At 39.2% G+C, this 23,211-nt stretch carries 18 protein-coding genes and 1 riboswitch; of the genes, 4 read left to right on the top strand and 14 right to left on the bottom strand.

All coding sequences use genetic code 11. The annotated features are described in order from the left end of the window. The first annotated feature begins 111 nt into the window (after nucleotides 1–111). The 3 genes from CR194_RS15335 (at nucleotide 112) to CR194_RS15325 (ending at nucleotide 3,935) form a co-directional block, all read left to right on the top strand. The gene (locus CR194_RS15335) at nucleotides 112–2,064 is read left to right on the top strand and encodes a CoA-disulfide reductase (protein ID WP_110610629.1); all 1,953 of its coding nucleotides are present in this window, start codon (nucleotides 112–114) and stop codon (nucleotides 2,062–2,064) included. 358 nt (nucleotides 2,065–2,422) lie between these two features. Continuing rightward, the gene (locus CR194_RS15330) at nucleotides 2,423–3,004 is read left to right on the top strand and encodes a TetR family transcriptional regulator (protein WP_158282291.1); all 582 of its coding nucleotides are present in this window, start codon (nucleotides 2,423–2,425) and stop codon (nucleotides 3,002–3,004) included. 13 nt (nucleotides 3,005–3,017) lie between these two features. Continuing rightward, nucleotides 3,018–3,935 (top strand): cation diffusion facilitator family transporter, encoded by a 918-nt coding sequence (locus CR194_RS15325; RefSeq protein ID WP_110610625.1) that lies wholly within the window; start codon nucleotides 3,018–3,020, stop codon nucleotides 3,933–3,935. Nucleotides 3,936–4,202: 267 nt separating this feature from the next. On the opposite strand, the gene cydC is transcribed toward CR194_RS15325, so the two are convergent. The 6 genes from cydC to CR194_RS15295 form a co-directional block, all read right to left on the bottom strand. Further along, complete coding sequence (gene cydC, locus CR194_RS15320) at nucleotides 4,203–5,927, bottom strand: thiol reductant ABC exporter subunit CydC (RefSeq protein WP_110610623.1); 1,725 nt, start codon at nucleotides 5,925–5,927, stop codon at nucleotides 4,203–4,205. After that, nucleotides 5,924–7,657, bottom strand: a complete 1,734-nt coding sequence (gene cydD / locus CR194_RS15315; protein WP_110610621.1) for a thiol reductant ABC exporter subunit CydD — start codon at nucleotides 7,655–7,657, stop codon at nucleotides 5,924–5,926. The genes cydC and cydD overlap by 4 nt, the downstream gene beginning before the upstream one ends. Before the next feature lie 709 nt (nucleotides 7,658–8,366). Further along, nucleotides 8,367–8,531: an anti-repressor SinI family protein gene (locus tag CR194_RS15310; RefSeq protein WP_110610619.1), complete on the bottom strand. Its 165-nt coding sequence runs from the start codon at nucleotides 8,529–8,531 to the stop codon at nucleotides 8,367–8,369. A 30-nt stretch (nucleotides 8,532–8,561) separates the two neighbouring features. Next, nucleotides 8,562–8,652, bottom strand: a riboswitch (cyclic di-GMP riboswitch). 213 nt (nucleotides 8,653–8,865) lie between these two features. Then, nucleotides 8,866–9,567: a response regulator transcription factor gene (locus tag CR194_RS15305; RefSeq protein ID WP_110610617.1), complete on the bottom strand. Its 702-nt coding sequence runs from the start codon at nucleotides 9,565–9,567 to the stop codon at nucleotides 8,866–8,868. A 31-nt stretch (nucleotides 9,568–9,598) separates the two neighbouring features. Continuing rightward, a complete protein-coding gene (locus CR194_RS15300; RefSeq protein WP_158282290.1) occupies nucleotides 9,599–12,928 on the bottom strand; it encodes an ATP-binding protein in 3,330 nt (1,109 codons plus the stop codon). A gap of 331 nt (nucleotides 12,929–13,259) precedes the next feature. Further along, nucleotides 13,260–13,877, bottom strand: coding sequence for a YpjP family protein (locus CR194_RS15295; RefSeq protein WP_110610613.1), 618 nt, complete (start codon nucleotides 13,875–13,877; stop codon nucleotides 13,260–13,262). A 198-nt stretch (nucleotides 13,878–14,075) separates the two neighbouring features. Between CR194_RS15295 and CR194_RS15290 the strand changes: the two genes are divergently transcribed. Beyond that, nucleotides 14,076–14,891, top strand: coding sequence for an SDR family oxidoreductase (locus CR194_RS15290; RefSeq protein ID WP_233254388.1), 816 nt, complete (start codon nucleotides 14,076–14,078; stop codon nucleotides 14,889–14,891). Between the two features lie 51 nt (nucleotides 14,892–14,942). On the opposite strand, the gene nhaC is transcribed toward CR194_RS15290, so the two are convergent. The 8 genes from nhaC to gnd all read right to left on the bottom strand — a co-directional run bounded on the left by nhaC (nucleotide 14,943) and on the right by gnd (nucleotide 23,030). Then, nucleotides 14,943–16,337, bottom strand: a complete 1,395-nt coding sequence (nhaC, locus tag CR194_RS15285; protein ID WP_110610609.1) for a Na+/H+ antiporter NhaC — start codon at nucleotides 16,335–16,337, stop codon at nucleotides 14,943–14,945. Between the two features lie 235 nt (nucleotides 16,338–16,572). After that, nucleotides 16,573–17,286, bottom strand: coding sequence for a hypothetical protein (locus CR194_RS15280; RefSeq protein ID WP_110610607.1), 714 nt, complete (start codon nucleotides 17,284–17,286; stop codon nucleotides 16,573–16,575). Then, entirely contained in the window at nucleotides 17,273–18,373 is a 1,101-nt protein-coding gene (locus tag CR194_RS15275; RefSeq protein WP_110610605.1) for a molybdopterin-dependent oxidoreductase, read from the bottom strand. The genes CR194_RS15280 and CR194_RS15275 overlap by 14 nt, the downstream gene beginning before the upstream one ends. A 70-nt stretch (nucleotides 18,374–18,443) precedes the next feature. Continuing rightward, nucleotides 18,444–18,701: an HPr family phosphocarrier protein gene (locus CR194_RS15270; RefSeq protein ID WP_110610603.1), complete on the bottom strand. Its 258-nt coding sequence runs from the start codon at nucleotides 18,699–18,701 to the stop codon at nucleotides 18,444–18,446. A 179-nt stretch (nucleotides 18,702–18,880) separates the two neighbouring features. Further along, complete coding sequence (locus CR194_RS15265; protein ID WP_110610600.1) at nucleotides 18,881–20,173, bottom strand: TRAP transporter large permease; 1,293 nt, start codon at nucleotides 20,171–20,173, stop codon at nucleotides 18,881–18,883. Between the two features lie 18 nt (nucleotides 20,174–20,191). Then, on the bottom strand, nucleotides 20,192–20,761 hold the full coding sequence (locus CR194_RS15260) for a TRAP transporter small permease (RefSeq protein ID WP_110610598.1): 570 nt from the start codon (nucleotides 20,759–20,761) through the stop codon (nucleotides 20,192–20,194). Nucleotides 20,762–20,913: 152 nt separating this feature from the next. Continuing rightward, nucleotides 20,914–22,020 (bottom strand): TRAP transporter substrate-binding protein, encoded by a 1,107-nt coding sequence (locus CR194_RS15255; protein WP_233254387.1) that lies wholly within the window; start codon nucleotides 22,018–22,020, stop codon nucleotides 20,914–20,916. Between the two features lie 113 nt (nucleotides 22,021–22,133). Continuing rightward, on the bottom strand, nucleotides 22,134–23,030 hold the full coding sequence (gene gnd / locus CR194_RS15250; RefSeq protein WP_110610596.1) for a phosphogluconate dehydrogenase (NAD(+)-dependent, decarboxylating): 897 nt from the start codon (nucleotides 23,028–23,030) through the stop codon (nucleotides 22,134–22,136). Nucleotides 23,031–23,211 lie beyond the last annotated feature (181 nt).

The raw sequence follows: 23,211 nt of genomic DNA, 5'->3' as shown, positions 1-23,211 counted from the left end.
CAGAACGGTCACATCTGTTTAGTTAAAGCCGTTTACATCACGCTGAATTTAAATTAATATACCCTTATAGGTATTTATTTATGACTGATACTACTAATGGAGGTTATTCATATGACAAAGAAAATAATTATTGTTGGCGGGGTTGCTGGTGGAGCGACTGCTGCAGCAAGACTTAGAAGAATCGATGAAACATCTCATATTGTTGTTTTTGAAAAAGGTGAACACATTTCCTTTGCCAACTGCGGATTGCCTTACTATATAGGCGGTACGATCCAAGACAGACAAAAGCTTCTTGTCCAAACAGTGGAAGGCATGTCGAAGAAATTTAACTTGGACATCCGCAACTTATCTGAAGTGACTGAGATCAACCGAGCTGATAAAACCGTCACTGTAAAGAAAGTAGCTACAGGAGAAGAGTATACAGAAACGTACGATGAACTGATCTTATCACCAGGGGCGAGACCTATTGTGCCACCAATCGAAGGTCTTAACGAATCGGAGCAAGTATTCACCCTTAGGAATATTCCAGATACTGATCGAATCAAATCGTGGGTTGATGAAAAAAATCCACAAAAGGCTGTTGTTATTGGCGGAGGTTTCATCGGGCTTGAAATGGCTGAAAACCTTCATGCTCGCGGCATCGAAGTGACTGTCGTAGAAATGGCCGATCAAGTCATGGCCCCGATTGATTACGAAATGGCTTCAATTGTTCATGAGCACATCCGCAGTAAAGCTACCTTGATCCTAAATGATGGTGTGAAATCTTTTAGTGATAGAGGCAAGAAAATTGTTTTACAAAGTGGCCAAGAACTTGAAAGTGACGTAACGATTCTATCCATTGGCGTTCGTCCTGAGAACGAATTAGCTGTTAAAGCCGGCCTTCCAGTGGGGGACCGAGGTGGTATTCTTGTTGATGAGTATCTACGCACGGAAGACCCTCACGTTTATGCCATCGGAGACGCTATTGAAGTGAAAGATTATGTTCAACAAATAGCAACAATGGTTCCCCTCGCTTGGCCAGCGAATCGCCAAGGACGAATGGTCGCTGATAATATTTACGGTAAGAAATTGAAATACAAAGGAACATTGGGTACTTCCATCGCAAAAGTATTTGATCTCACCGTAGCTGCCACAGGGAACAATGAAAAAACGTTGAAAAAGCTCGGTGTCAATTATAAAGCGATTCATGTTCATCCTGCTTCTCACGCCGGTTATTATCCTGGAGGTTTCCCTGTCTCATTGAAAATGACCTTTAATCCAGAAGACGGAACCATTTATGGCGCTCAAGGTGTAGGTATGAACGGCGTAGACAAGCGAATCGATGTGCTCGCAACGGCCATCAAAGGAGGTCTCACCGTGTTTGACCTTCCAGAGTTAGAATTAGCCTACGCACCACCTTACTCATCTGCTAAAGATCCTGTGAATATGCTTGGTTACGTCGCTTCTCATGTAGCTGATGGTGAATTGGATATTGTGCATTATCATGAGATTGATGAGATCGTAGCAAATGGAGGATTTCTCGTCGACGTACGCGATCCTCGCGAAGTAGAAATGGGTTCTATTCCTGGTTCAGTTAATATTCCCCTCGATACACTGCGGGATCGTATGAACGAATTACCAGAAGGTCAGCCCATTTATATCACTTGTCAAGTTGGTTTAAGAGGATACTTGGCGACACGAATACTTGAGCAAAACGGATTCACACCGATCAACTTAAGTGGTGGATACAAAACGTATTCATGTGTGAATCACAACTGTTCTACTTCTTATCAAGATGATTTAAAGCGTAATAACATGACACCTCACACAACTTCCAGTGAAGAGGCCGATGTGACGCTTGATGCTACCGGACTCTCATGTCCAGGACCGATTATGAATTTACACAAAGCGATAAAGAAACTAGAAGACGGTCAAACCGTCAAGATCTCTGTAACCGATCAAGGATTCATCCGAGACGTGGAAGCATGGTGTGAAAGCACTGGAAATACGCTCGTTAAACGAAATATAGAGAAAGACAACATTTCGGCCATTATCGCAAAAGGGACATTAACCTCTGTAAAATAACTGAATTGCATTAGTCAGCAAGAGGGTTTCCCAAAAGTCTTACGATTGGGAAACCCTCTAAACATGAGGTCATATGCTAAAAGTTAATCGTCGCCAATCTTCCATGTTGGCGACGTTCAGCTCTGACGGTCTAGCTGAACGTCGCTAATCTCTCATGTTCGCTACGTTCAACTTGGACGTGCTATCTGTTCGTCGTCAATCTCCCATGTTCGCTACGTTCAGCTTCGATATGCTCTCTGTTCGTCGCCAACTTCTTATCAGACAGATTGTTTGACGAAAATAGGTTTGTCAGATACAATAGACTAAAATGACTGACAGTCAGTCACTCACTTTTTATATTATTTATTTGGAGGTTACGATGAAAAACGAATCAACCAAACATGAGAAGATTGTTCAGGCCGCTGTAGAGGTTATCCGAGACAAAGGGTTTGAAAAAACGTCTGTCTCTCAAATTGTTAAACATGCTGGCGTTGCACAAGGGACGTTCTATCTGTACTTCCAATCAAAAAATGAGCTTGTTCCAGCGATAGCTGAAACGATATTAAAAGAACAGCTAACAAGAATGAAAGAAACATACTCCACTAAACCTTTGATATTAGAAGAACTGCTCCAGTCTCTGGTTGATGTTTCTTATGATTTGACAAAGGAATACAAAAAATTGATCACATTTATATATTCAGGAATGGCTTTTTATCATTCGTTTGAGACATGGGATAACATTTACAAACCATACTATGAATGGCTCGAAGTTCAGTTTAAGGAACTTCGTTCGAAATCCCTCCTTACAGACAAAGGCAGTATTCCTTATTTAGCAAATTTCACTGTAGGTCTTGTGGAACACGGAGCAGAGTCATTTTATTTGTCACACGCCAGTGCCGGCGATCCTAACCGGTCAAAAAAAGAATTGGTGGAATTTTTAACGAAAGCATTATCAAACTGAGGAGTAATAAATCATGGTACAAAAATTAAATAAAGATAAAAAGGTATTAATGGCCTCTGTTTATGCCGCAATCGCTTTTTCAGTTGCGGGCATTGTCTTAGGAACATTATTTCAATCACAAATGATCTTGTTCGACGGACTGTATTCTTTAATCAGTGTTGCTTTATCGCTACTCTCACTGACTGCAGCCACGTTTATGTCAAAAAATGATTGGCGTCGCTTTCCATTTGGAAAAGACATGATTGAACCGCTCGTGATTACTTTTAAGTATGCAATCATTTTAATCTTAGTCATCGGGTCACTGATCATGGCCATCGTTTCTATTTTTCAAGGTGGTAGAGATGTAGCAGTAGGTGCCGCACTAATTTATGCTGCAACAAGTACGTTTGCATGTTTGGTCATCTACCGTTATTTAAATAAACACGCTTCACAAAGTAAAACAGGATTCATTTCAGCCGAATCGAACCAATGGCTAATGGATACGCTCGTAAGTGCAGGAGTTCTGGTCGGCTTTGTATTGGCCGCCATCCTCCAATATATCCCTTCCATGCAAGCTCTTGTTCCATATATAGATCCATTGATGGTCGTCATCGTCTCTATTTATTTTATTAAAGTTCCTCTGATAGAGATACGTCATTCCATGAGAGAAGTCTTGGAAATGACCCCTGAAGAGGAATTGACAAGAAAAATTGAAACCGTTATTTATGATGTTGAATCAAAGTATGATATGCAAGAAACGATTTTACGCATATCTAAAGTAGGCAGAACCTTATCCATTGAAGTCGACTTCATCGTGAAAAAGACGTCGAAAGTTCAATCTATATCTGACCAAGACCACATTCGTGAGGAGATCTCAACAAAGATTCACCACATCGATTACACGAAATGGCTAACTGTGTCTTTTACGAACGACCGAAAATGGGCGGTCTGAATGTAAATTGAAATTCTACTTGGTGCGAAACCTATTCACTTCGGTTCAATTCAATTGATCTGATAGCATCCATCCAAATAGAATACGAAAACGAGAGCTTGTCTCCAAAGTCTTACTTTGGGGACAAGCTCTTTTAATTGTTTGCTTATGAGTAATTTCCCCCTCTTGTTTCCTCTCATTTTCGTCTGATCCGTTGGGTCGTGCTGCGCATCTCAACCGCAAGAACCGTCCCTTTGGTTACCGAGTGGCTTTTTAACACTTTGTCTTTTAAGCTGAGAAAACATTTTTCTCAATTTGCTTCATCTCATAGAAATAACCTTTCAAATTCATCAACTGGTCATACGTACCTGTTTCCACAATGGTTCTTTCGTTCATGACGACGATTTGGTCCATCGTTTCAAGTCCAGTCAGCCGGTGACTAATTAGCAGCAATGTGTCTTTCTCAGCTTGTCTAAACACATACTTGAATATGCTTTTTTCAGTTAATACATCAATCGAAGAGGTCGGTTCATCTAACAACCACAACCGCCCTCCTTTGAGAAGAGCTCTCGCAATAGCTAAACGTTGCTTCTCCCCACCAGAAAGGTTTTCTCCTTTTTCTAACACCTTATCATCTAAAGAAAACTCGTGAAGGTTCACGTGCCCTAATGCTGTTTTCATGTCTTCATCTGTTAAATCGTCATGGGCTAATTGTAAGTTTGATCGAATCGTTCCATAAAAGAAATGGTGATCTTGCAACAGGGCGTTTGTCCCCGACCAAATACTTTCTTCTTGTAATTGGCGAATGGACCTCCCTCCCACTTTCACTTCTCCTTGATTAGGATGTAGGACATTTAAAATCAATTGAAACAACGTAGACTTTCCAGAACCACTCGGACCCACTATGGCCGTTTTTGTTCCTGGCGGTATGGTTAAATTGATGTTTTTCAAAGTGTCCCGTTGCTCTTCTGGAAAGCTGAACGTTACATCACTCATAGAAACAGACCAAGCCTCATTAGGGTCCAGTACTTCTTTGGTCTCACTGTCATTGTCAGCCTCACCCGTCCCCTCTACCACAGACGACAAGCGACCGGCCGCTCGACGACTATCTTCATAATGGTTTGGAAAAGCTGCCATTGGGACGGAATTTTCAAACACCGTCAGCGAGATCATCACCAACATGGCGAGAAAGACGCCTTCGAGTTCGCCTACCGTCACGAGATACGCCCCTGCTCCAAGAACGAACCATGAAATCATCATCGTAATCCCTTGGTTCATCGATTGACTAAATAACGCACGGTTCCCTTCTTTTTCTTGCTCAGAAATGTAAGATTGGGATGCCTGTACAAGTTCTTTTTCTTGCTGATCTAACGTTTGGTGGATTTTTAAATCACGGAAACCGTAAAGGAATTCCGCCACCTCAGTGGAAAGTTCTCCTCGTTTCTCTCTCACCTTTCGATCAATAGACCTTTGTTTTCTCGCAAACATAACAGGCACGATAAACCCTGTTATAATGAGCCCGGCAATTAAAATCACTGCCACATGTACAGAGAAAAACATTGAGAAGGCTATTGTCGCTAAAAAGACGACAACCATCACAATCGGAGGATAAAACACCCGCAAAAAGAAGTTTTGTAAACTTTCCACGTCTCCTACAATCCGTGAGAGCAAATCTCCGCTACGATATTTCTGGAAAATCCCCGGAGCTAACGGAATCAATTTGTCGAAAAAATGAACCCGCATATTACTTAAAATCGTAAATGTCGCTCGATGGGAGTAATACCGTTCCGCATACCGACTTAAAGCTCTAGTAAAACTGAATAGTTTCAACATGGCAATGCTTACCGTTAGTACATATAGAGGCGGCATAATCGCAGCTTTTGAAATAAGATAGCCGCTGTTTGCGAACAAACTGACTGCTCCCATCCCCGCAAGGAATCCAAACAGAATAGAAAGGAAAATGTCCTTTTTTTCTTTCAGCATCAATGTCACAATCATGCTCATTTCTTTCATCCTGCATCTCCTCCTTGCTGGACATGAACCATTTCTCTATAGTCACGCGAGAGCTCCAATAATTCTTGGTGTGTTCCGTTAGCCACTAATTGACCGTCTTCGAGAAATAAAATCTGGTCGGCGTTCATAATCGTATGGAGACGATGAGCCACTGTGATCACTGTGGACGATCGCGCTAATTCTTCCATTGATTTTTGTAAAATTTGTTCTGTTTTCAGATCTAGCCCTACCGTTGGTTCATCAAACAAAATAACAGTAGGTTTCTTCAGAAAGGCCCTCGCTAAAGCGACTCGCTGCTTTTCACCGCCAGACAGACCTCTTCCACCTTCCCCTATTCTCGTATCCAACCCTTCGTCTAAACCGTAAATCAATTCAGCAATCCCCGCTTTATCTGCCGCTTCCACTACCTCATCTCTTGAAACGTAATCTGACATACCAAGAACAATGTTTTCTTCGATCGTTCCTGAAAACAAATAGGGGTTTTGTGAGATGTAGCTTAACTGGTCAAACCAGCTCTTTTCTTCGTAGTCAAACAAGGGCCGGTTATTCACGTGAATATCGCCATCGGTTGGGGCAATTAAGCCTGATAACAGGTTCAACAGTGTCGTTTTACCCGCTCCACTTCTGCCAACAATGGCTACATGAGTATTGGAAAGAAGATGGGCATTCACCTGATGAATAGCGAAACGATCTGAACCGTATGAAAAATGAACATCTCTTAACTCGATAGAAGGAGGTTCAGTACGATGCTCCAACACTTCGTTCCCCCACTTTACTGGCTGTTCCTCTTCTTCTAATTCTGCAGCAATACGAGTAGCCGCTCCTGAACTGCCTCTTCCTGTATGGAAGGCACTTCCCAATTCCTTTAAAGAAGCAAAAAACTCAGGCACAAGGATGAGCACAAAGAAAGCTGTGAAAAACGTCAACTGATCGTAAATAACGAGACGAAGTCCCACCTCTAACGCTACGAGAGCGATACTAAGCATTGAAATAAACTCCAGCATTAACGAAGAAAGAAAGGCAATCTTTAGCACATCCATCGTGGCATCTCGATAGTCGAGACTACTTTGGCGAATCTCTTCCGTTTTATCCTTCGCCCGCCCAAAGAACTTTAGCGTCGATAATCCTTGTAAAATATCGAGAAAACGTCCTGAAAAGATCGTTAACTTATCCATTTGTTCTTCTGACTTTTTCTGTGTGTTTTTGCCAATGATAATCATCATAATCGGGATAAAAGGAGCTGTGACAATGAGGATCAACCCTGACACCCAGTTAAATGAAAAGACTGCCACTAAAAGCATCAGTGGAACAACTGTCGACTGAATCATTTGCGGATAATAATGCCTAAAATAGCTTTCAACTTCATCTACGGAATCAAGCATAATGCTCACTTTTTCTCCAGACTTCCCTTTTAATGAAGCTTGCAGGGGATTCCGAGAAAATTTCTCCAACAGGTTACGTCGAATATCTCCCTTCACCTCTGATGCCATCTTCACACCTGTTCGACCATTCACATAGCTAAGCAAGGCTCTTAAAAGCAAAGCAACCATAAGACCGCCCATCCAAGGATAAATGTCGCTGAACGCCCCGTTATTCAGAAAAATATGATCAACGATCGCCACAATGAAGTAAGCTTGCGCAATGATGGAAGCTCCAATGAGAAACGACGAAGTCATAAGGATCGATCGTTTTTTCTTATGTGATTGTGCCATTTGCTTTAATTGCTTCATAACGGCTCACTATCTCCTAATAAAAATATTGTCTACCCTGAAAATAAAACATGAATAAATTTATTACTTCATCTTGTTATAAGAATGGTACCCTTAGCCTATTTGCAGAATAATTTCATATCCCCAAGACAGATTTCATTCAAAAAATTTGAGAACACTTTTCACTATCTACGTAGTGCATATTATTCTATTTTAAAGCATGTCGGATGAGATCACACCTTAGACGCTCGTTTATATTATGACATTTTTGTGAACAGGTGAACGTACTCTGTTGTCTTCACATCCCTCTCAAGCATTATACATTCAATTTAACCCTGATACCTCATCGTTCATAACATGCTTAAAGAAAAATACTTATTCATGCGAGATTTAGACCCTGATTCTTTTTCCCTCTTGAAAAGAGGATCCCGAAAAATCGTGCTTCTGGTGAGCCTCTACTTAGCTGATTTCATTTCCTCTTGATTCCTCTCATTTTCGTCCTGATCCGTTGGGTGGTGCTATTTAGTATAGCTAAAAAGCACTTCCCATAAGCAAAGTAGCGATTTTCAGTGTTTTATTAACATTTATATATGCAGAATAAAAGGTGTCTCCAACTAGGTTGCTAATTTAACAACCTTTAGAGACACCTTCTTTAAATTCGAGTCTATTCAGTTCTTTAAATAATTATTAATACTAAAATACCAACTAATCTAAGTAGGAGGATGCTCCTTTACAAAATAATCCCTTTATTCGCTTCGAGGAACATGTCTTTTCTTGCTTGCTTTTTGTCAGTCAAAAAACTCCGGACGTCTTCAGGTGTCAATCCCAGCTGTCTCGCTTCTTCCATTAATCGCTCCCATTCGTTGTCTAAGTTTGAGCTGAATATGTTCTCCATCCCTTAGACCCCCTTCCCCCATTATGCCTAATAGGCAGTCCGGCGATCCTAGGAAATGCCACGTTCCCTTAGACCCGTAACTTTGCGTCCTTGCTTTTAAGCAAGTTTGCCTTTATCTAGTAGGAAGAATTTGATTTCATTCGTTATTCTCCTTCATCCAAGACCAACCACCTTCACCTACTGCATCGCTTTGCAAACCTCTTTCTCTCACTCCTTAATTATGAAAATAAGATTACCCAAATCTGTCTTTTTCGTCCTGTCAACCTGTCTGAATTTCACTATAAATCCTTAAGGTTAAAACCAAGTTAAAATTAGTTGATTTTTCTAAAAACTTTTAAATTTTACCTTTATCATTAAATTTATATCCAAATCCTCGAACAGTTTGAATGTAAGATGGTCGGGCCGGATCTTCTTCTATTTTCTTTCTTAAATTCCTTATATGAACTGAGACCGTCTTTAAATCACCAAAATGGTCTAAACCCCAAATCTGGTTGTAAATCTGTTCAGAATTAAACACTTGATTAGGATGTTTCATAAACAGCATTAACAGTTGAAGCTCTTTGGCGTAAAGAGAAATTTTCTCGTTATTCACATAGACTTCAAAACTGTTTAAATCAATTGATAATCGACCTGATCTCAAAAGTCTACTTTTCTTGTTTTTAGATGATAAGCCATTTCTTCTTAAATTGGCTTTAATTCTAGCTTCTAACTCAGCAAGATCAAAGGGCTTGGTGATATAATCGTCTCCCCCTGCATTCAATCCTTTCACTTTGTCACTCGATGATCTTTTGCAACTCATAAAAATAATGGGAGTATCCGTTTCAACTCTGATTTTCTCACAAATCTCAAACCCTCCCATACCTGGGAGAAGAATATCTAATAAAATTAATTGTGGATCCTGTTCTTGAACGAGATTCAATGCAGACAAGCCATCATCGGCCGATAAAACATCATACCCTTTCTTTTTCAAGTACAAGGAAGTCAGTTCTCGTATGTCATCGTCATCCTCAACAATAAGAATTTTCTCAGGCTCCACTTTGTCACCTCCTAATATAAACTATCAATGATTACTCTCTTATAGAATCCCTGAACACAACAGGTAACGAGAAGAAAAAAGAGGTCCCCTTTCCCCGTTTGCTCTCCACCCAAATGTTACCTTTATGGTATTCGATAATTTCTTTTGTAATCGCTAATCCTAGACCTGTGCCGCTACCTTTAAAGGTAGAAGATCGAGCTCCTTTATAAAACCGTTCAAAAATATGAGGGAGTGCGTTTTCTTCAATCCCCTCTCCATTATCTCTCACTTCAATAACCACTTTTCCATCGAATTCATCTGGAGAACTTAGCGGATCTCGCTCACATACTTGTGATGAAACAGTAATGTCACCCCCAGAAGGTGTGTGTTTAATCGCATTGTACATAAGATTATAGAAGACTTGATCCATTCTTTCCAAATCAATAAATAAGATCGTTTCTTTAAACTTATCTTTGTTTTTCACCGGCTTTGTATTGAACGACAAGTGATTTTGTTTTAATTCATATTCAAATTTCTCATAGACCTCGTTTAACCAATCTTCCAGTTCAACATTTACGATTTTTAACCCTATATTTCCTGTCTCGAATTTCACAAGATCGAATAAATCTTGAATAAGACGGTCTAGAAGCCTAACCTTATTTTGCACAATCTCTAAATATTTAGGGTCATTCGCTTCAATGAAACCTTCCTTTACGGTCTGGACATACCCTTGCAAAAATGTAATCGGTGTACCTAACTCATGTGAAATATTCGATAAAAGATGGACTCTTTCCTTCTCTAACCTCATTAACTCTTCATTATTCAATACTAACTTTTTATTTTTTTCATCTAATTCTTTCGTACGGGTTTCAACTTTTTTCTCAAGCTGCTCATTCATCAAGGCAAGCTTTTCATTCACGCTTTTTATTTCACTACCTAATTGATTTAACTGAAGCAATGTCTTCGTTCTGGAAAGGAGTTCTCGTTTATCTGTAGGTTTAGTTAAATAATCATTCGCCCCTACCTCAAAAGCTGTAATTCGATCTTCTATTTGATTTTTAGCTGTTAACATGAGTACTGGTAATTCGGTTAACGAGTGTTTCTTTCGAATCGTTTGACACACTTGATAGCCTGAAAGTCTTGGCATCATAATGTCCAGCATCACTAGATTAATCCTCTGATCAGTCTCGATCATTTCCAGTGCACCATGTCCATCATTAGCCGTTTCTACTTGATATCCTTCCAAGGACAAATAGTTTATCAGCACTTGTCGATTGACTGGATCATCATCTACTACCAATATGGTTTTAGCATTCTCATCGCGCGATCGGTTTGATTGTTCGTTAAATCGCATTGTGTCTGGCAAATCTGTTATCATTGGCTTTACGGAGGAGGATGCTGCTATTTCCTCATCTATCGTTAAACTTTCATCAAAAGTAGGGATGGTGAACGTAAATGTTGATCCCTTTTTTTCTTCGGATGTTACAGTGAGGCGCCCCCTTTGAAGTTCTACGAGACGCTTTGTCACATTCAAACCAATCCCTAACCCCTGCTCTTGTTGAGGATCTGAGTTCGTTCCCCGCTGAAATGGCAAAAAAATTGATTCGATATTTTCCGTAGGAATACCTATCCCAGTGTCTTGAACGGTGACTTTAATATGATCATTTCGCTGTATAGCCTGGATCTCCACCTTTCCTTCATTGGTATACTTAATCCCGTTGCCAATTAAATTGTAGAGGATTTGCTGTAGTCTGTTTTCATCTGCTAGAACAGGAGGAAGACGATCATCTATGTGATGGATGAGTTGTATTGGCTTGTCTTTCAAGAAGGTCTGGCAAATGGTTGCCACCACATCGACCACTTCTTTTAAATGAACTTTTTTCAGATTTAGATTCATATCATTATTTTTTAATTTCGAGAAATCGAGAATATCATTAATTAAATGGTTCAGTCTTCTTCCACTCGTAATAATCATGAATAAATTGGTTTTCATTGAATGATTCAATGTCCCCGCTGCCCCATCGTGAAGGGATTCAGCAATCCCAATCATGCCATTTAATGGCGTTCGTAATTCATGAGAAGTCATGGCGAGGAATTCATCTTTTAATTGATCGGTTCTTTTCAAGCTTTCTAACATCTCTTGCTGACTCTCTATCGCGTCACGTTCCGCTTTCTCTTTTTCTTGACGCATCGTATTGATTTTATCTGCTAAAGCAAACGACAGAAGAATTAATTCAATCGATGTCGTAATTTGCCAAGCATATTTCGTACCAAAAGTAAGAGGGATCATCCCCATGTCCGTTAATATAGATACCAACACTCCGACGATAAAAATATGCCATGCCAGAAAGAAAAAACGTGCTGGTCGAAACCCCCTTCGTAAGCTTATAAAAGCGGTAGAAATAATAAATAGTACAGAAACTCCTGTAGCGACCACTATAAAATCTAGCGCAGCCGAATATGAGAAAAACAACAAAATAATAACAAATATATTGATTCCTATAAGTGAAAATAACCATTTGGCCACGCGGGGAAACTGTTGTTTTATTCCTAAAAAGCTGCTTGTAAAGAGGAGTGCCAAGATGTTTGATACTCCCATGAAAAACACAATGGAACGATTATTCCACCAAACCGCTTCAGGCCAGAAAAATTGATAAGCCAAACCTGTGAAAGAGAGATAGGTCAATAAGTTCACAAATATAAAGCCTACATAATATAAATAACTTCGATGACGCAGAGAAAGGTATACGAATAAATTATAAATAGCCATGACTAAAGCTAATCCACACAATAAACCCAAGATGCCATAATCGATTTGCGTGGTCATCATCAACGATTCCTGAGTTCTTAGAGTCAGCGGAAGCTGCATAGCTCCTTCTGTTTCAAAACGAAGATAATAGGTTTGCACTTCATCAAGATTATTTTCTAAGCTGAAAATAAAATATCGATGATCCACTTCCCGTTCAGCAAAAGGAAAATGATCTCCGGTTTCTCGAATGGCTACAACCTCTTCATTCGAGGACAACTCATAAAGGGTTACAACATCCATCGTAGGATTTTCTAGCTCCAAAAACCAATCAACCCTGTCAGAGCTGTTCATAACTTGAAACCGAACCCAATATGCAGCGTCGGTATATCCATAACTAGGTACGCCGCCGTCATTTTTTTCAAATTGAGTTGCGGCCTCTCCCGTTGTCACCTCATGAATATCCCACTCCTTGTTCGGATCTTCGAGAATTTCTATATAGTTATTTAATTCTATCGATTCAAGAGAATCAACCAATTCAGCGGGCGAAGCGTTGATAACCATGGTTCCTGTTCCTGATGCAATAAGGACAAAGGAAATGAATACAAAACTGTAAAACATTTTACTTAAGAACACAGCCCCGCCCTCCCCTATCATTCTCTTTTTCTATATTATGCTAATTTTCAGTCTTTTTTTCAAATCTTTTTCACTATAATAAATGATTGTTCTAGCAATGATACTTTCATATAGTATTTCGGAGGGCTTGAAGAGTGGACGCTAAATTTGTCGGATATTGTTATACGAACGAACACTCAGGCTATACAGTGTAACTTCAAGTTTATACGAAGGAACTTAGATTCTATACGAACGAATTTCCAGCCTATACGATGTAGCTTTAATTCTATACGACGCAACTCCTCCTCCCACAACAAAAAAAGAATGCACCAATGTGCACTCTTGGTTGTTGTTATGACATCCACTTCGGTGGTGTGTTTTTATCCCAATAAATCTCGCCAAGGTCGTGGTGTTCTTCGTAATTATCGTCTCGGAGATGATAATGGAAATTAAACCAGTATCCCTCTTTAGGTCGCAAATCTCGTCGAACGTGGAACCTCGCCACATCTTCTTTCGATTGCTTATCATAAATATTGAAAATTTTCTCGCCGTTCACAGAGGATTTTTGTTCGTTTATTTCTATAAATGGGAATTCTTCTTCATCTATATCTTCTAAAATACTGGAGATAACCTCTTCCATTCCAGGAAAGACCTCCATCATGAAATCATCTTCTACTTTATCTGCAATACGGGGGCCTAATTTAGTAAATGTTTGCTCTCTTGCTTGATCGGTAAACAATTGGATGTAGTCTTCACTGGAATCCAGACTGGAAAAGTCTTCGTCATCAGAGAGGTTGTCCTCACCGATATCAGAAAAAACAAAATCTTTATCTTGCACATCTTCATTTGATGAAAAAATATCCTTATTACCTTCTTTTGCATCAGCATCCAAATATGTAGGTGGAATATACATTCCCAATGTCATCAACGTGATTAAAGCAACCGAAATCTTCTTAAACCAAAGTTTCATCTGAATTCCCCTTCACCTATACGACCTATTTACTTTATTTTACCACGACCCAGGAAAAAGTCTATGAGTCTATCGTTTCTGTTCAGAGTTTTCTAATATGAGACTTAAATCTTCATTCCTGAACTCTATGTTTCAACCATATCCAAAGTAGGAAATAAATAGAGTACACTCTTCAACCAATTTGATGAAAAGAGTAAAATGAAACGAAATGAGGAATGGATCATGGATCATTACTCTTCACTAAAAGATAAAGTCGCCCTTGTGACTGGAGCCGGGTCAGGTATGGGAAAAGCTTCGGCTATCCAACTAGCAAAACAAGGCGTAAAAGTCTGTCTCGTTGATTTAAAAAAAGATCATGGAAAAGAAACGAAAGAAGAAATTGAATCCAATGGTGGAGAAGCGATCATTATCGAAGCTGATGTATCTAATCCACAAGAATTAGAGCATGCATTTGAGAAAGTGATCGAGCGTTTCAGCAAGTTAGATATCGTTTTTGCAAATGCAGGCATCAACGGAACCATGGCCCCAATTGAAGATCTAAAGCCTGAGGAGTGGGATGAAACCCTCTCGACAAATTTAAAGAGCACTTTTCTTACAGTAAAATACGCCATACCTCATTTAAAACACGACGGAGGCAGTATTGTATTAACAAGCTCCATTAATGGTAGTCGAGTTTTCTCGAACTTTGGGATGTCCGCATACAGCAGTTCCAAAGCCGCGCAAGTCGCATTTAGTAAAATGGCTGCCTTAGAGTTGGCTAATTATCGCATTCGAGTGAACGTTATTTGTCCAGGTGCCATCGAAACCAATATCGGGGAGAACACCCACCCCAAAAAAGAGCAATTACAAAAAATAGAGATTCCTGTGAAGTACCCGGAAGGAAATCAACCTTTAGAACATCAACCAGGAACCCCTGAACAAGTAGCTGATCTCGTTTCTTTCCTCGCCTCTGATGCTTCAAGTCATATAACCGGTACTGAATTATTCATTGATGGAGCTGAGTCTTTACTTTAAATAGGCATGGCACTGATGAATCATAGATTCGTCAGTGCCATCAGCCCCATGCTATTTTTTCATGCTTATTCCAGTAAATCCGTAGAACACAGTAATGACCGGGCATAATAGACAGAAGAACGCAAACGGCCAATAAGATAACACCGATACTTCCAGGACACTTGCCATAAATACACCACTTACCCCATATGGAATTAACGCATTCACAACCGTACCTCCGGACTCAAGAGCACGGGATAAATGTTTCCCTTCTAAGCCTATTTCTTTAAACCGATCAATATATGCTTCACCAGTGAGTACAACAGACATATACTGTTCTCCTAAACTCACATTTAACCCCATGGCTGTTAAAACTGCTGTTAACACAGATCTTCCTCTAGTAGATACAAAACTCTGAATTGATGAAATCAAAGCATGGATGATACCTAATTGTGATAACATCCCACCCATACTCAAAGCTAGTAATAACAGTGACACAGCCCACATCATACTTTGTATTCCGCCTCGATTTAACAGACTGTCTACATTCTCATTGCCTGTTTCAATCTCGAATCCATGTTGTATAAGTACCATCCACTCTTGAGGAATAAGCTGCCCTTCCAACAAGATCGCCACGACAAAACCAACACCTATTCCTGTTAACATCGTCGGAATGGCAGGAACTTTTCTCATAGCTAAAATGACCATAATGATAGCTGGAATCATTGCCAGGAAATGAACATTCGCTGTTTCTTGCAGTGTGTTCATCCATGCATTGAGTTCACTAGAAGTAACTTCCGCATGATTGTGTCCAATGAGAAAAAACAAAATCAAACTAATAACAAAAGCTGGTACTGCTGTCCACATCATGAACCGAATGTGTTCAAATAGATCGACCTTACAAACCGAAGAGGCCAAATTGGTTGTATCTGATAACGGGCTCATTTTATCTCCTAACAAAGCACCGGATACTACCGCTCCCGCAACCATTGCCAAATCAAATCCTAAGGCGCTTCCTAAACTCATAAACGCAATCCCGATCGTCGAAGCCGTTGTGAAGGAACTGCCAATTGAGATTCCTATGATTGCTGTGACAATAAATACACTCGGCAAGAAATAGTCCACAGAAACTAAATGAAAGCTATAGCTTATAAGCGTTGGAATCGTTCCTGATTTCATCCAAACCGCAATCAACACACCAATTAATAAGAAAATGATTAATGGGACAATGCCAGATTGCACACCTTTAACAAGACCCTTTTCCAAAACGATCCATGATTGCCTTTTAATCGAATTATATAAAACAAGAAAAACGATTGAAAGAAATAATGGGACATGGGGTTCCGCCTCCAATGCAATGAGTGAAAAGCCAATGATTGAGACGATTGATGCTATAACTAACAGAGCTTCCCATCCGCCTAAGCGTTTCGCTCCTGACTGTATATGTTCATTAGACTTACTGTTCATATTCAACCCTTCTTTCCAATAAAAACTTCTACAATTTAAACCACACACTAAATAGTCAAAACTTTCACTTAACTACTTTTAAGCGTTAAAGTGCAACGGTGCTATTTTAGACTCTTATAATTGAGAAGTCAATTCTTTTATTTAAACGAAAACAGGCGACACACTCAACATTTGTTTGAGTATGACGCCTGTTTTTTTTATAGAATTTCGTCCTATCATCAATAACGAATGAGCCTTAATCTAAAGGAGCTGCCTCACGTGCTTCTGGAGGAATTTCAGGAGGAGCCGATTCTACTAAAGAAAAACGAAGATCATATGTCATCAACTCAGGGTACCGTTCAAAAATACCGATATCATCCGGTCTAACTGGCACAACCTTGAAGTACATTTCCTTTATTTTATCATCTGAAAAGGATATAGAGAGCTCGGTACTTTCTTGTTCTTGAAGCCTGTATCCCATGAAGTCAACATCATTAAGAAATTCAAAATAAACAGTATATACTTCTTCACCTTTATTACGAGTGATCTGGTCTGCTTCAATTAATATTTCCTTTGCCCAACTAAATGGGTCGTCTAAAGGCTTCATCTGCTCTATGACTGAATGAGGTTGGGTAGCCTGACTCCAATTACCGTCACTCTCTACATAAAAGTTCTCACCTTCTAAATAAATATCAAAGATAAAACTGGTGTCATCAGATACTGGACTAGAAATACTATATTTTGTAAGCTCCTCAGACCAATAGCCTTTTCCAGTAAGAGCTATCTCATTATTAAACTGATATTCTGCTTCTACCTCATAATTTGAAGAAGATGCTTCATCTAAAAGGTTTACTAACGTCTGATAAGAATGATCTTGAGCAGTAGGAAATAACGCAAACCCTATACTGAATCCCCCTATGATTGCTAGAAGTGGAACAAGCCATTTTTTTATCGGTCTAAAGGTAGCCATCAAGATCATAATCTCCCATCACTTGCCAGTAGCCTCTTCGTCTTTCAGTTGTAAATTCAAGCCGTTCAATCCATTTTACAGATTTATATCCATACATCCCTGGGTGAAATAGTCGGCAAGGATACCCTTGAGGGTTCACTAACTCTTGTCCGTCAAACTCAAAAACAAGCATGGCACCTTCGTCAATCAGCTGAGGTAATGTAAAAGAATCATAATATACTTGGTCACCAGAGTAAGCCGTAGCAAATGCCGTCCTCGGAGTAAGGTTGTGTTTTTCGAAAAGATCTTTCACCAATACCCCTTTCATTTCAACATTTCTTACGCTCCACCCTGTGACACAATGAAAATCATCGACGATTGAAATAACAGGAAGACGAAGTAAATCATTCATCGTTAACGTGAGGGATTCATCTACTTCACCGTCTACTGTGAAACTCCAAGAAGAATCTTCATACCGAGGGTAATCACTTGTCACATTATATATTCGAAAATATCCTCTTCTTTTATTCTCATCTCCTGCCACATTTAAAATCGGTTGTATCCACTTAATTCCAGACCCAATAAATAAAAACAACACACCTAATAATGTGAATCTGATAAAATCTCTTCGCTCTAGGCGGTTTTCAGATACGGTTGAAGGAAGCATAGCTTTCCCCCTCCACCATGGTGGCCAAGGAATTTTGATTTTTATCAGGTGGCCCGCGCTATGGATTAAAACCCACGGAATAAATAAAAAGGTGAACCAGCCATGGATCGTTACTGCTCCGTTACCTATAGTCGTGGGGAGGTAGCCCTGAAAATACATAATTAGTCCTGACAAGATCCAGATGACGATAAAAGATATGTTTAACCACACATTAAAAAATTTAATGTATGGTTTTTTCGCCATGTATTGAAAGACAAGCCTTAAACTGAATACAATTATAATTCCATAGAAGAGGGACACCCATAAATGAAAGGAAACGAGGGGGAATTGAAGTTCATTAAACCATGTTCTTGTTGTTGAGAAATATAGAGATAACCCGGAAATAAACAACAGGACAAATAATAAGCCGTGGAGATGGTGAATCCAGTTCAATTTAATCACAACTTCTGCCCCTTTCAGTTATTCCGAGCCCAAATACTTTCTCATTATTTTATCATTCGTTCATTTTACATCAAGTTAGAAATTCTACAACAGCCTCTAAAGCTTGTTCACAATCGTCACCGACTGCTCGAACGAAAATCGTATCACCATTCTCTAAATGCAATGTAACCAACCCCAGAAAACTTTTCACATTCACTTCTAATACGTTGCCCCGGGCAACTTTTTGCAAATAAATATCCGATTGGTACTGTTGTAATTTACCGCTTAGCTCTGTAATTGTCTGAGTTTCATCTACATGAATAATAATTTTCTTCTTACATTGATCCATGATATTCACACCTTTCTAATAAGATGGTGATGCTCTATTCCTTGATTTATAAAAATGGTGTCTAACATGCCTCCTCTTATTTAAGAGAAAACATATTAAACACCTTATCAAAGGGGGGATTACAATAGTGTCAAATGCTCATGTTATTAGTTCAACAGTCATCGCATAAAAAGATTACATTAACCGAACCACAAGCTGAAACCTAAAAACATCATCGAAATCTGAGGAATAAACACAATAACTAGCAGCGTCACCAGCATAGCAATAAAGAATGGAATGATTGCTCTTGAAATAGATTCGATAGACAATCCTGATATTCCCGACGCAACAAAGAGATTGACACCAAGAGGCGGTGTGATAAAACCAATAGCCAAATTCACGATCATGATAATACCAAAGTGCACAGGATCATATCCAATATTGACAGCAATCGGTAATAAAATCGGAGTTAAAATAATGATTGCTGCTAATGTATCCATAAAACAACCTACGATTAAAAGTAAAAGCGTAATAAGCAAGATAATAATAATCGGATTTTCTGAAATACTTAGCATCGCTTCTGCTACTTGATTTGGAATTTGTTCTACCGTTAACAAACGTCCAAAGGCAGTAGCAGTCCCTACAATAATAAGTATTGTCGCCGTAGTAAGTGCAGCATCCCCAATAACTTTCGGCAAATCTTTAATTTTTAATTCACGATATAATACTAAACCCGCAAGTAATCCGTATACGACGGCAATTACGGATGCTTCCGTTGGAGTAAAGATTCCTCCATAAATACCACCTAATATTATCACCGGTACAAGTAACGCCCACTTAGCATCCCATATTGCTATCAGTAGGGCTTTAACAGAGAATTTTTCTCCTGAGCCTTTATAGCCCATCTTTTTAGAATAGAAGTAAGCATACACCATTAACCCTAACCCTACAAAAATACCAGGAATAATACCTGCTATAAACATGTCACCAATGGTAGCTCCAGGACCTACAACCCCATAAATAACCATTGGGATACTTGGCGGGATAATTACGCCTAAAGAACCTGCTGCAGCTACCGTTGCTGTCGCAAATCGTTTATCATAACCCATTCTGACCATGGCAGGGATCATAATCCCACCTATCGCAGCCACCGTTGCCGGTGCTGAACCGGATACTGCCGCAAAAAACATACATGTTACGATTGTTGCTATGGCAAAACCGCCTGTTCTGTTCCCCACGATTTTATTCGCCACATTAAATAACCTGTCTGAGATTCCACCCTTGCTCATAATCTCCCCGGCAAGGATAAAAAATGGAACAGCCATTAAAGGAAAAGAATCGACAGAGGTGACCAAGCCTTGAGCTAGAAACTCCAATGGCAATGATCCTGAGTATAGAATGGTTACTAATGAAGCCAATCCTAAGGCAATCCCTATGGGGACACTTAGTATCAAGAAGATTGCAAAACTTGCAAATAGTACGATTGCCGTCATGTCATATTCCCTCCTATCTTAATCCATTTTATTTTTAGCTGAGTCCATTTGATCTTGAATCTCTTTATTTTCAAGAATCGCTTCTTTTTCTGTTTTTACTTGAAATTCTTCTTTCCCTAACAAAGCTTTGAATTGCTTAATCATTTGTTGAATAATTCGTATGGAAGTTAACGCCATCCCTACAGGTGTAGCCAAATAAACAAATCCCATAGGTATATGAAGAGCTGGTGATGTTTGTCCCCAACCTAACAACTGGCGAGAAATATCATACCCATATACGACAACAAAGATAGCAAAGCTCAAGAAAATGACATTTGAAATAATATTCAATATAATTTTCCCTTTATCTTTTAACAAAAGAAGCATGACATCGACTTTAATATGTCGTTGTTTTTTCACTCCATAACTAATCCCAATATAAACGAGCCAGATAAAACAATATCTCGCAAGCTCTTCTGACCAAGAAAGAGAAGAGTTCATGACATGACGCATAAATACTTGCAGAGCAATAGCTACAACCATTATTACGGAAAAAAATATTAAAAAAACCTCTTCAAAATGTTCATCTATCCAATGTATGACTTTCATGGTACCCCTCACTTTCTTTTCTTGTTCCATCTAGAAATCTATTATATACGTTTATTTACTGACGCTCTCCTTCAAAAAAGGCAAATATATAATGATTCACCTTTTTTGAAGGAGAGGCTTGTCAATGCAAGCCTCTCAGTAAATACACACTATTACTCAGCGTCTTCAATCGCTTGGTATACTTCATCTACTAAATCTTGATCAATTTGTTGAGCATATTCTTCAAGCACAGGTTCAATCGCTTCACGCATTTCTTCACGAGCTTCATCTGTGATTTCAGTAAATGTCATACCTTCTTCAATAAGATTCTCTAAATATTGATCGTTCGCTTCACGGTTTAACTCACGCTGGTACTCTCCTGCTTCAAGAGCTGCCTCATCGACAACCGTTTGATAATCTTCAGGTAAACTATCATAGAATGGTTTACTCATCATGAATACGAATGGACTGTAAATGTGATGCGTGTCTGAAACGTAATCTTGCACTTCATAGAAGCCTTCAAGATAAATGGTTGCAAACGGGTTTTCCTGTCCATCTACAGTGCCTTGCTGCAAGGCTGTGAATAACTCAGTAAATGCCATTGGTGTTGGATTTGCACCCATTGCACGGAACGCATCTAAATGCAGATCATTTTCCATTGTACGAATTGTTAATCCTTCAAAATCTTCTACGGACGCGACTTCTTGTTCGCTATTTGTTAAATCTCGAAAACCATTTTCCCAATAAGCCAACCCCTTAAGATTTTGATCATCAAGCATATCTAAGAATTTTTGCCCTACTTCACCATCAAGCACTTCATCAGCTACTTCACTGTTAGGGAATAAGAAAGGAAAATCAAAGATGGAAAATTCGTTAATGAAATTAGCGATAGGTGCTGTTGATGGAACTGTCACTTCTTGTGAGCCTAGTTGAAGCGCTTCCATCATAGACCGATCGTCGCCTAGCTGTCCACTATGATATGTTTCAACATAAATGGCACCATCTGTTTCTTCTTCAACTAGTTCTTTAAATTTCTCTAAACCTTTGTACTGAGGGTGTTCACTGTTTAAACCAATTCCAGCGCGGATTGTAAATTCTGCATCTCCAGCTGCTTCTTCATCAATTTCTACTTCTTCTTCAGCACCATTGTCTTCATTTGTTTCCACGTCATTAGCGCCATTGTTATTTAATTCATTTCCACCGTTATTATTATCTCCGCAAGCAACGACCAACAACATCATTAACATCCCAACAACCATTACCAAAAGTTTTTTATTCACGGTATATCCCCCTATTAATTTATTGATAAGGGAAAGAAGGTGTTTCTTTCCCTTAATCATTCACTTCGAGCCCCTGATTTGCCTTTATTCCCATCATGAAATGTGATGGGCATTTACTTCTTAACAACTTCATGACCACCAAATTCATTCCGAAGAGCAGCCACAACCTTTCCAGTGAAAGTATCGTCTTCTAATGAGCGATAACGCATCATCAATGATAAAGCAATGACTGGCGCCGGTGCTTGGAAATCTAATGCTGTTTCCACTGTCCACTTTCCTTCACCTGATGAATTCATAACCCCTTTAATTCCATCAAGTTCGGGATCTTTCGAAAAGGCGTTTTGTGTAAGTTCCATTAACCAAGAACGAATCACGGAACCATGGTTCCAGACCTTAGCAACTCGTTCATAATCGTAATCAAACGGACTCTTTTCTAAAATTTCAAAGCCTTCTGCAATAGATTGCATCATACCGTATTCAATGCCATTATGGATCATTTTCAAGAAATGCCCACTGCCCGCTTCACCAGCATGGAGGTAACCGTTCTCAATTGTTGTATCTTTAAAGATAGGGTCTACTCGTTGGATGACTTCTTTCGATCCTCCAACCATCATGCAAGCTCCTTCTCTTGCTCCATCAACTCCTCCACTTGTTCCTACATCGACAAAGTGAATATTCTTTTCCTTAAATAATTCTGCTCTACGAAGGGAATCTTTGTAATTAGAATTACCCCCGTCAATGACCACATCGTCTTCATCTAATAAATGATAAAGTGTTTCAACTAGTTTCTCTGTAATTTCTCCAGCAGGAACCATTAACCAAATTGTTCTCGGTTTCTCTAATTGATTGACGACTTCCTCAATAGAATAAGCCGGAGTTGCCCCATCATTCTGAAGCGCATCTACTTGTTCTCTATTTACATCATTAGCTACAACTTGATGCTTATGATCAAGAAGGTTTAACGCTAAGTTATAACCCATTTTCCCTAAACCTATCATTCCTATTTTCATTTCCGCACTCCTTTCAACATTCTTACTTGTGAACGTTTCGTGAAATTAATTTTCTTCATAGGTTCATTATAAGATAAAATATTTCTTTTACAACACCTTTTTAAGAAAAAATATTTTTTTATTAACCGTTTTCAATTATAATGGAAAAAGGATAAGTTAAATAATGTTGATTCTATCGCAT

The sequence above is a fragment of the Salipaludibacillus keqinensis genome, assembly GCF_003226325.1.
Classification (GTDB): domain Bacteria; phylum Bacillota; class Bacilli; order Bacillales; family Salisediminibacteriaceae; genus Salipaludibacillus; species Salipaludibacillus keqinensis.
The sequence above is the reverse complement of the archived record's forward strand: the minus strand, read 5'-3'. Positions and strand labels throughout refer to the sequence as shown.

What these genes read in the sequence shown, in the direction of transcription:
- cydC (WP_110610623.1), bottom strand. Translation starts at nt 5,927, where the DNA reads ATGAAAGAAATGAGCATGATTGTGACATTGATGCTGAAAGAAAAAAAG.
- cydD (WP_110610621.1), bottom strand. Translation starts at nt 7,657, where the DNA reads ATGAAGCAATTAAAGCAAATGGCACAATCACATAAGAAAAAACGATCG.
- CR194_RS15260 (WP_110610598.1), bottom strand. Translation starts at nt 20,761, where the DNA reads ATGAAAGTCATACATTGGATAGATGAACATTTTGAAGAGGTTTTTTTA.
- CR194_RS15265 (WP_110610600.1), bottom strand. Translation starts at nt 20,173, where the DNA reads ATGACGGCAATCGTACTATTTGCAAGTTTTGCAATCTTCTTGATACTA.
- CR194_RS15270 (WP_110610603.1), bottom strand. Translation starts at nt 18,701, where the DNA reads ATGGATCAATGTAAGAAGAAAATTATTATTCATGTAGATGAAACTCAG.
- CR194_RS15325 (WP_110610625.1), top strand. Translation starts at nt 3,018, where the DNA reads ATGGTACAAAAATTAAATAAAGATAAAAAGGTATTAATGGCCTCTGTT.
- CR194_RS15335 (WP_110610629.1), top strand. Translation starts at nt 112, where the DNA reads ATGACAAAGAAAATAATTATTGTTGGCGGGGTTGCTGGTGGAGCGACT.
- CR194_RS15330 (WP_158282291.1), top strand. Translation starts at nt 2,423, where the DNA reads ATGAAAAACGAATCAACCAAACATGAGAAGATTGTTCAGGCCGCTGTA.
- CR194_RS15290 (WP_233254388.1), top strand. Translation starts at nt 14,076, where the DNA reads ATGAAACGAAATGAGGAATGGATCATGGATCATTACTCTTCACTAAAA.
- CR194_RS15310 (WP_110610619.1), bottom strand. Translation starts at nt 8,531, where the DNA reads ATGGAGAACATATTCAGCTCAAACTTAGACAACGAATGGGAGCGATTA.
- gnd (WP_110610596.1), bottom strand. Translation starts at nt 23,030, where the DNA reads ATGAAAATAGGAATGATAGGTTTAGGGAAAATGGGTTATAACTTAGCG.
- nhaC (WP_110610609.1), bottom strand. Translation starts at nt 16,337, where the DNA reads ATGAACAGTAAGTCTAATGAACATATACAGTCAGGAGCGAAACGCTTA.
- CR194_RS15280 (WP_110610607.1), bottom strand. Translation starts at nt 17,286, where the DNA reads ATGGCTACCTTTAGACCGATAAAAAAATGGCTTGTTCCACTTCTAGCA.
- CR194_RS15295 (WP_110610613.1), bottom strand. Translation starts at nt 13,877, where the DNA reads ATGAAACTTTGGTTTAAGAAGATTTCGGTTGCTTTAATCACGTTGATG.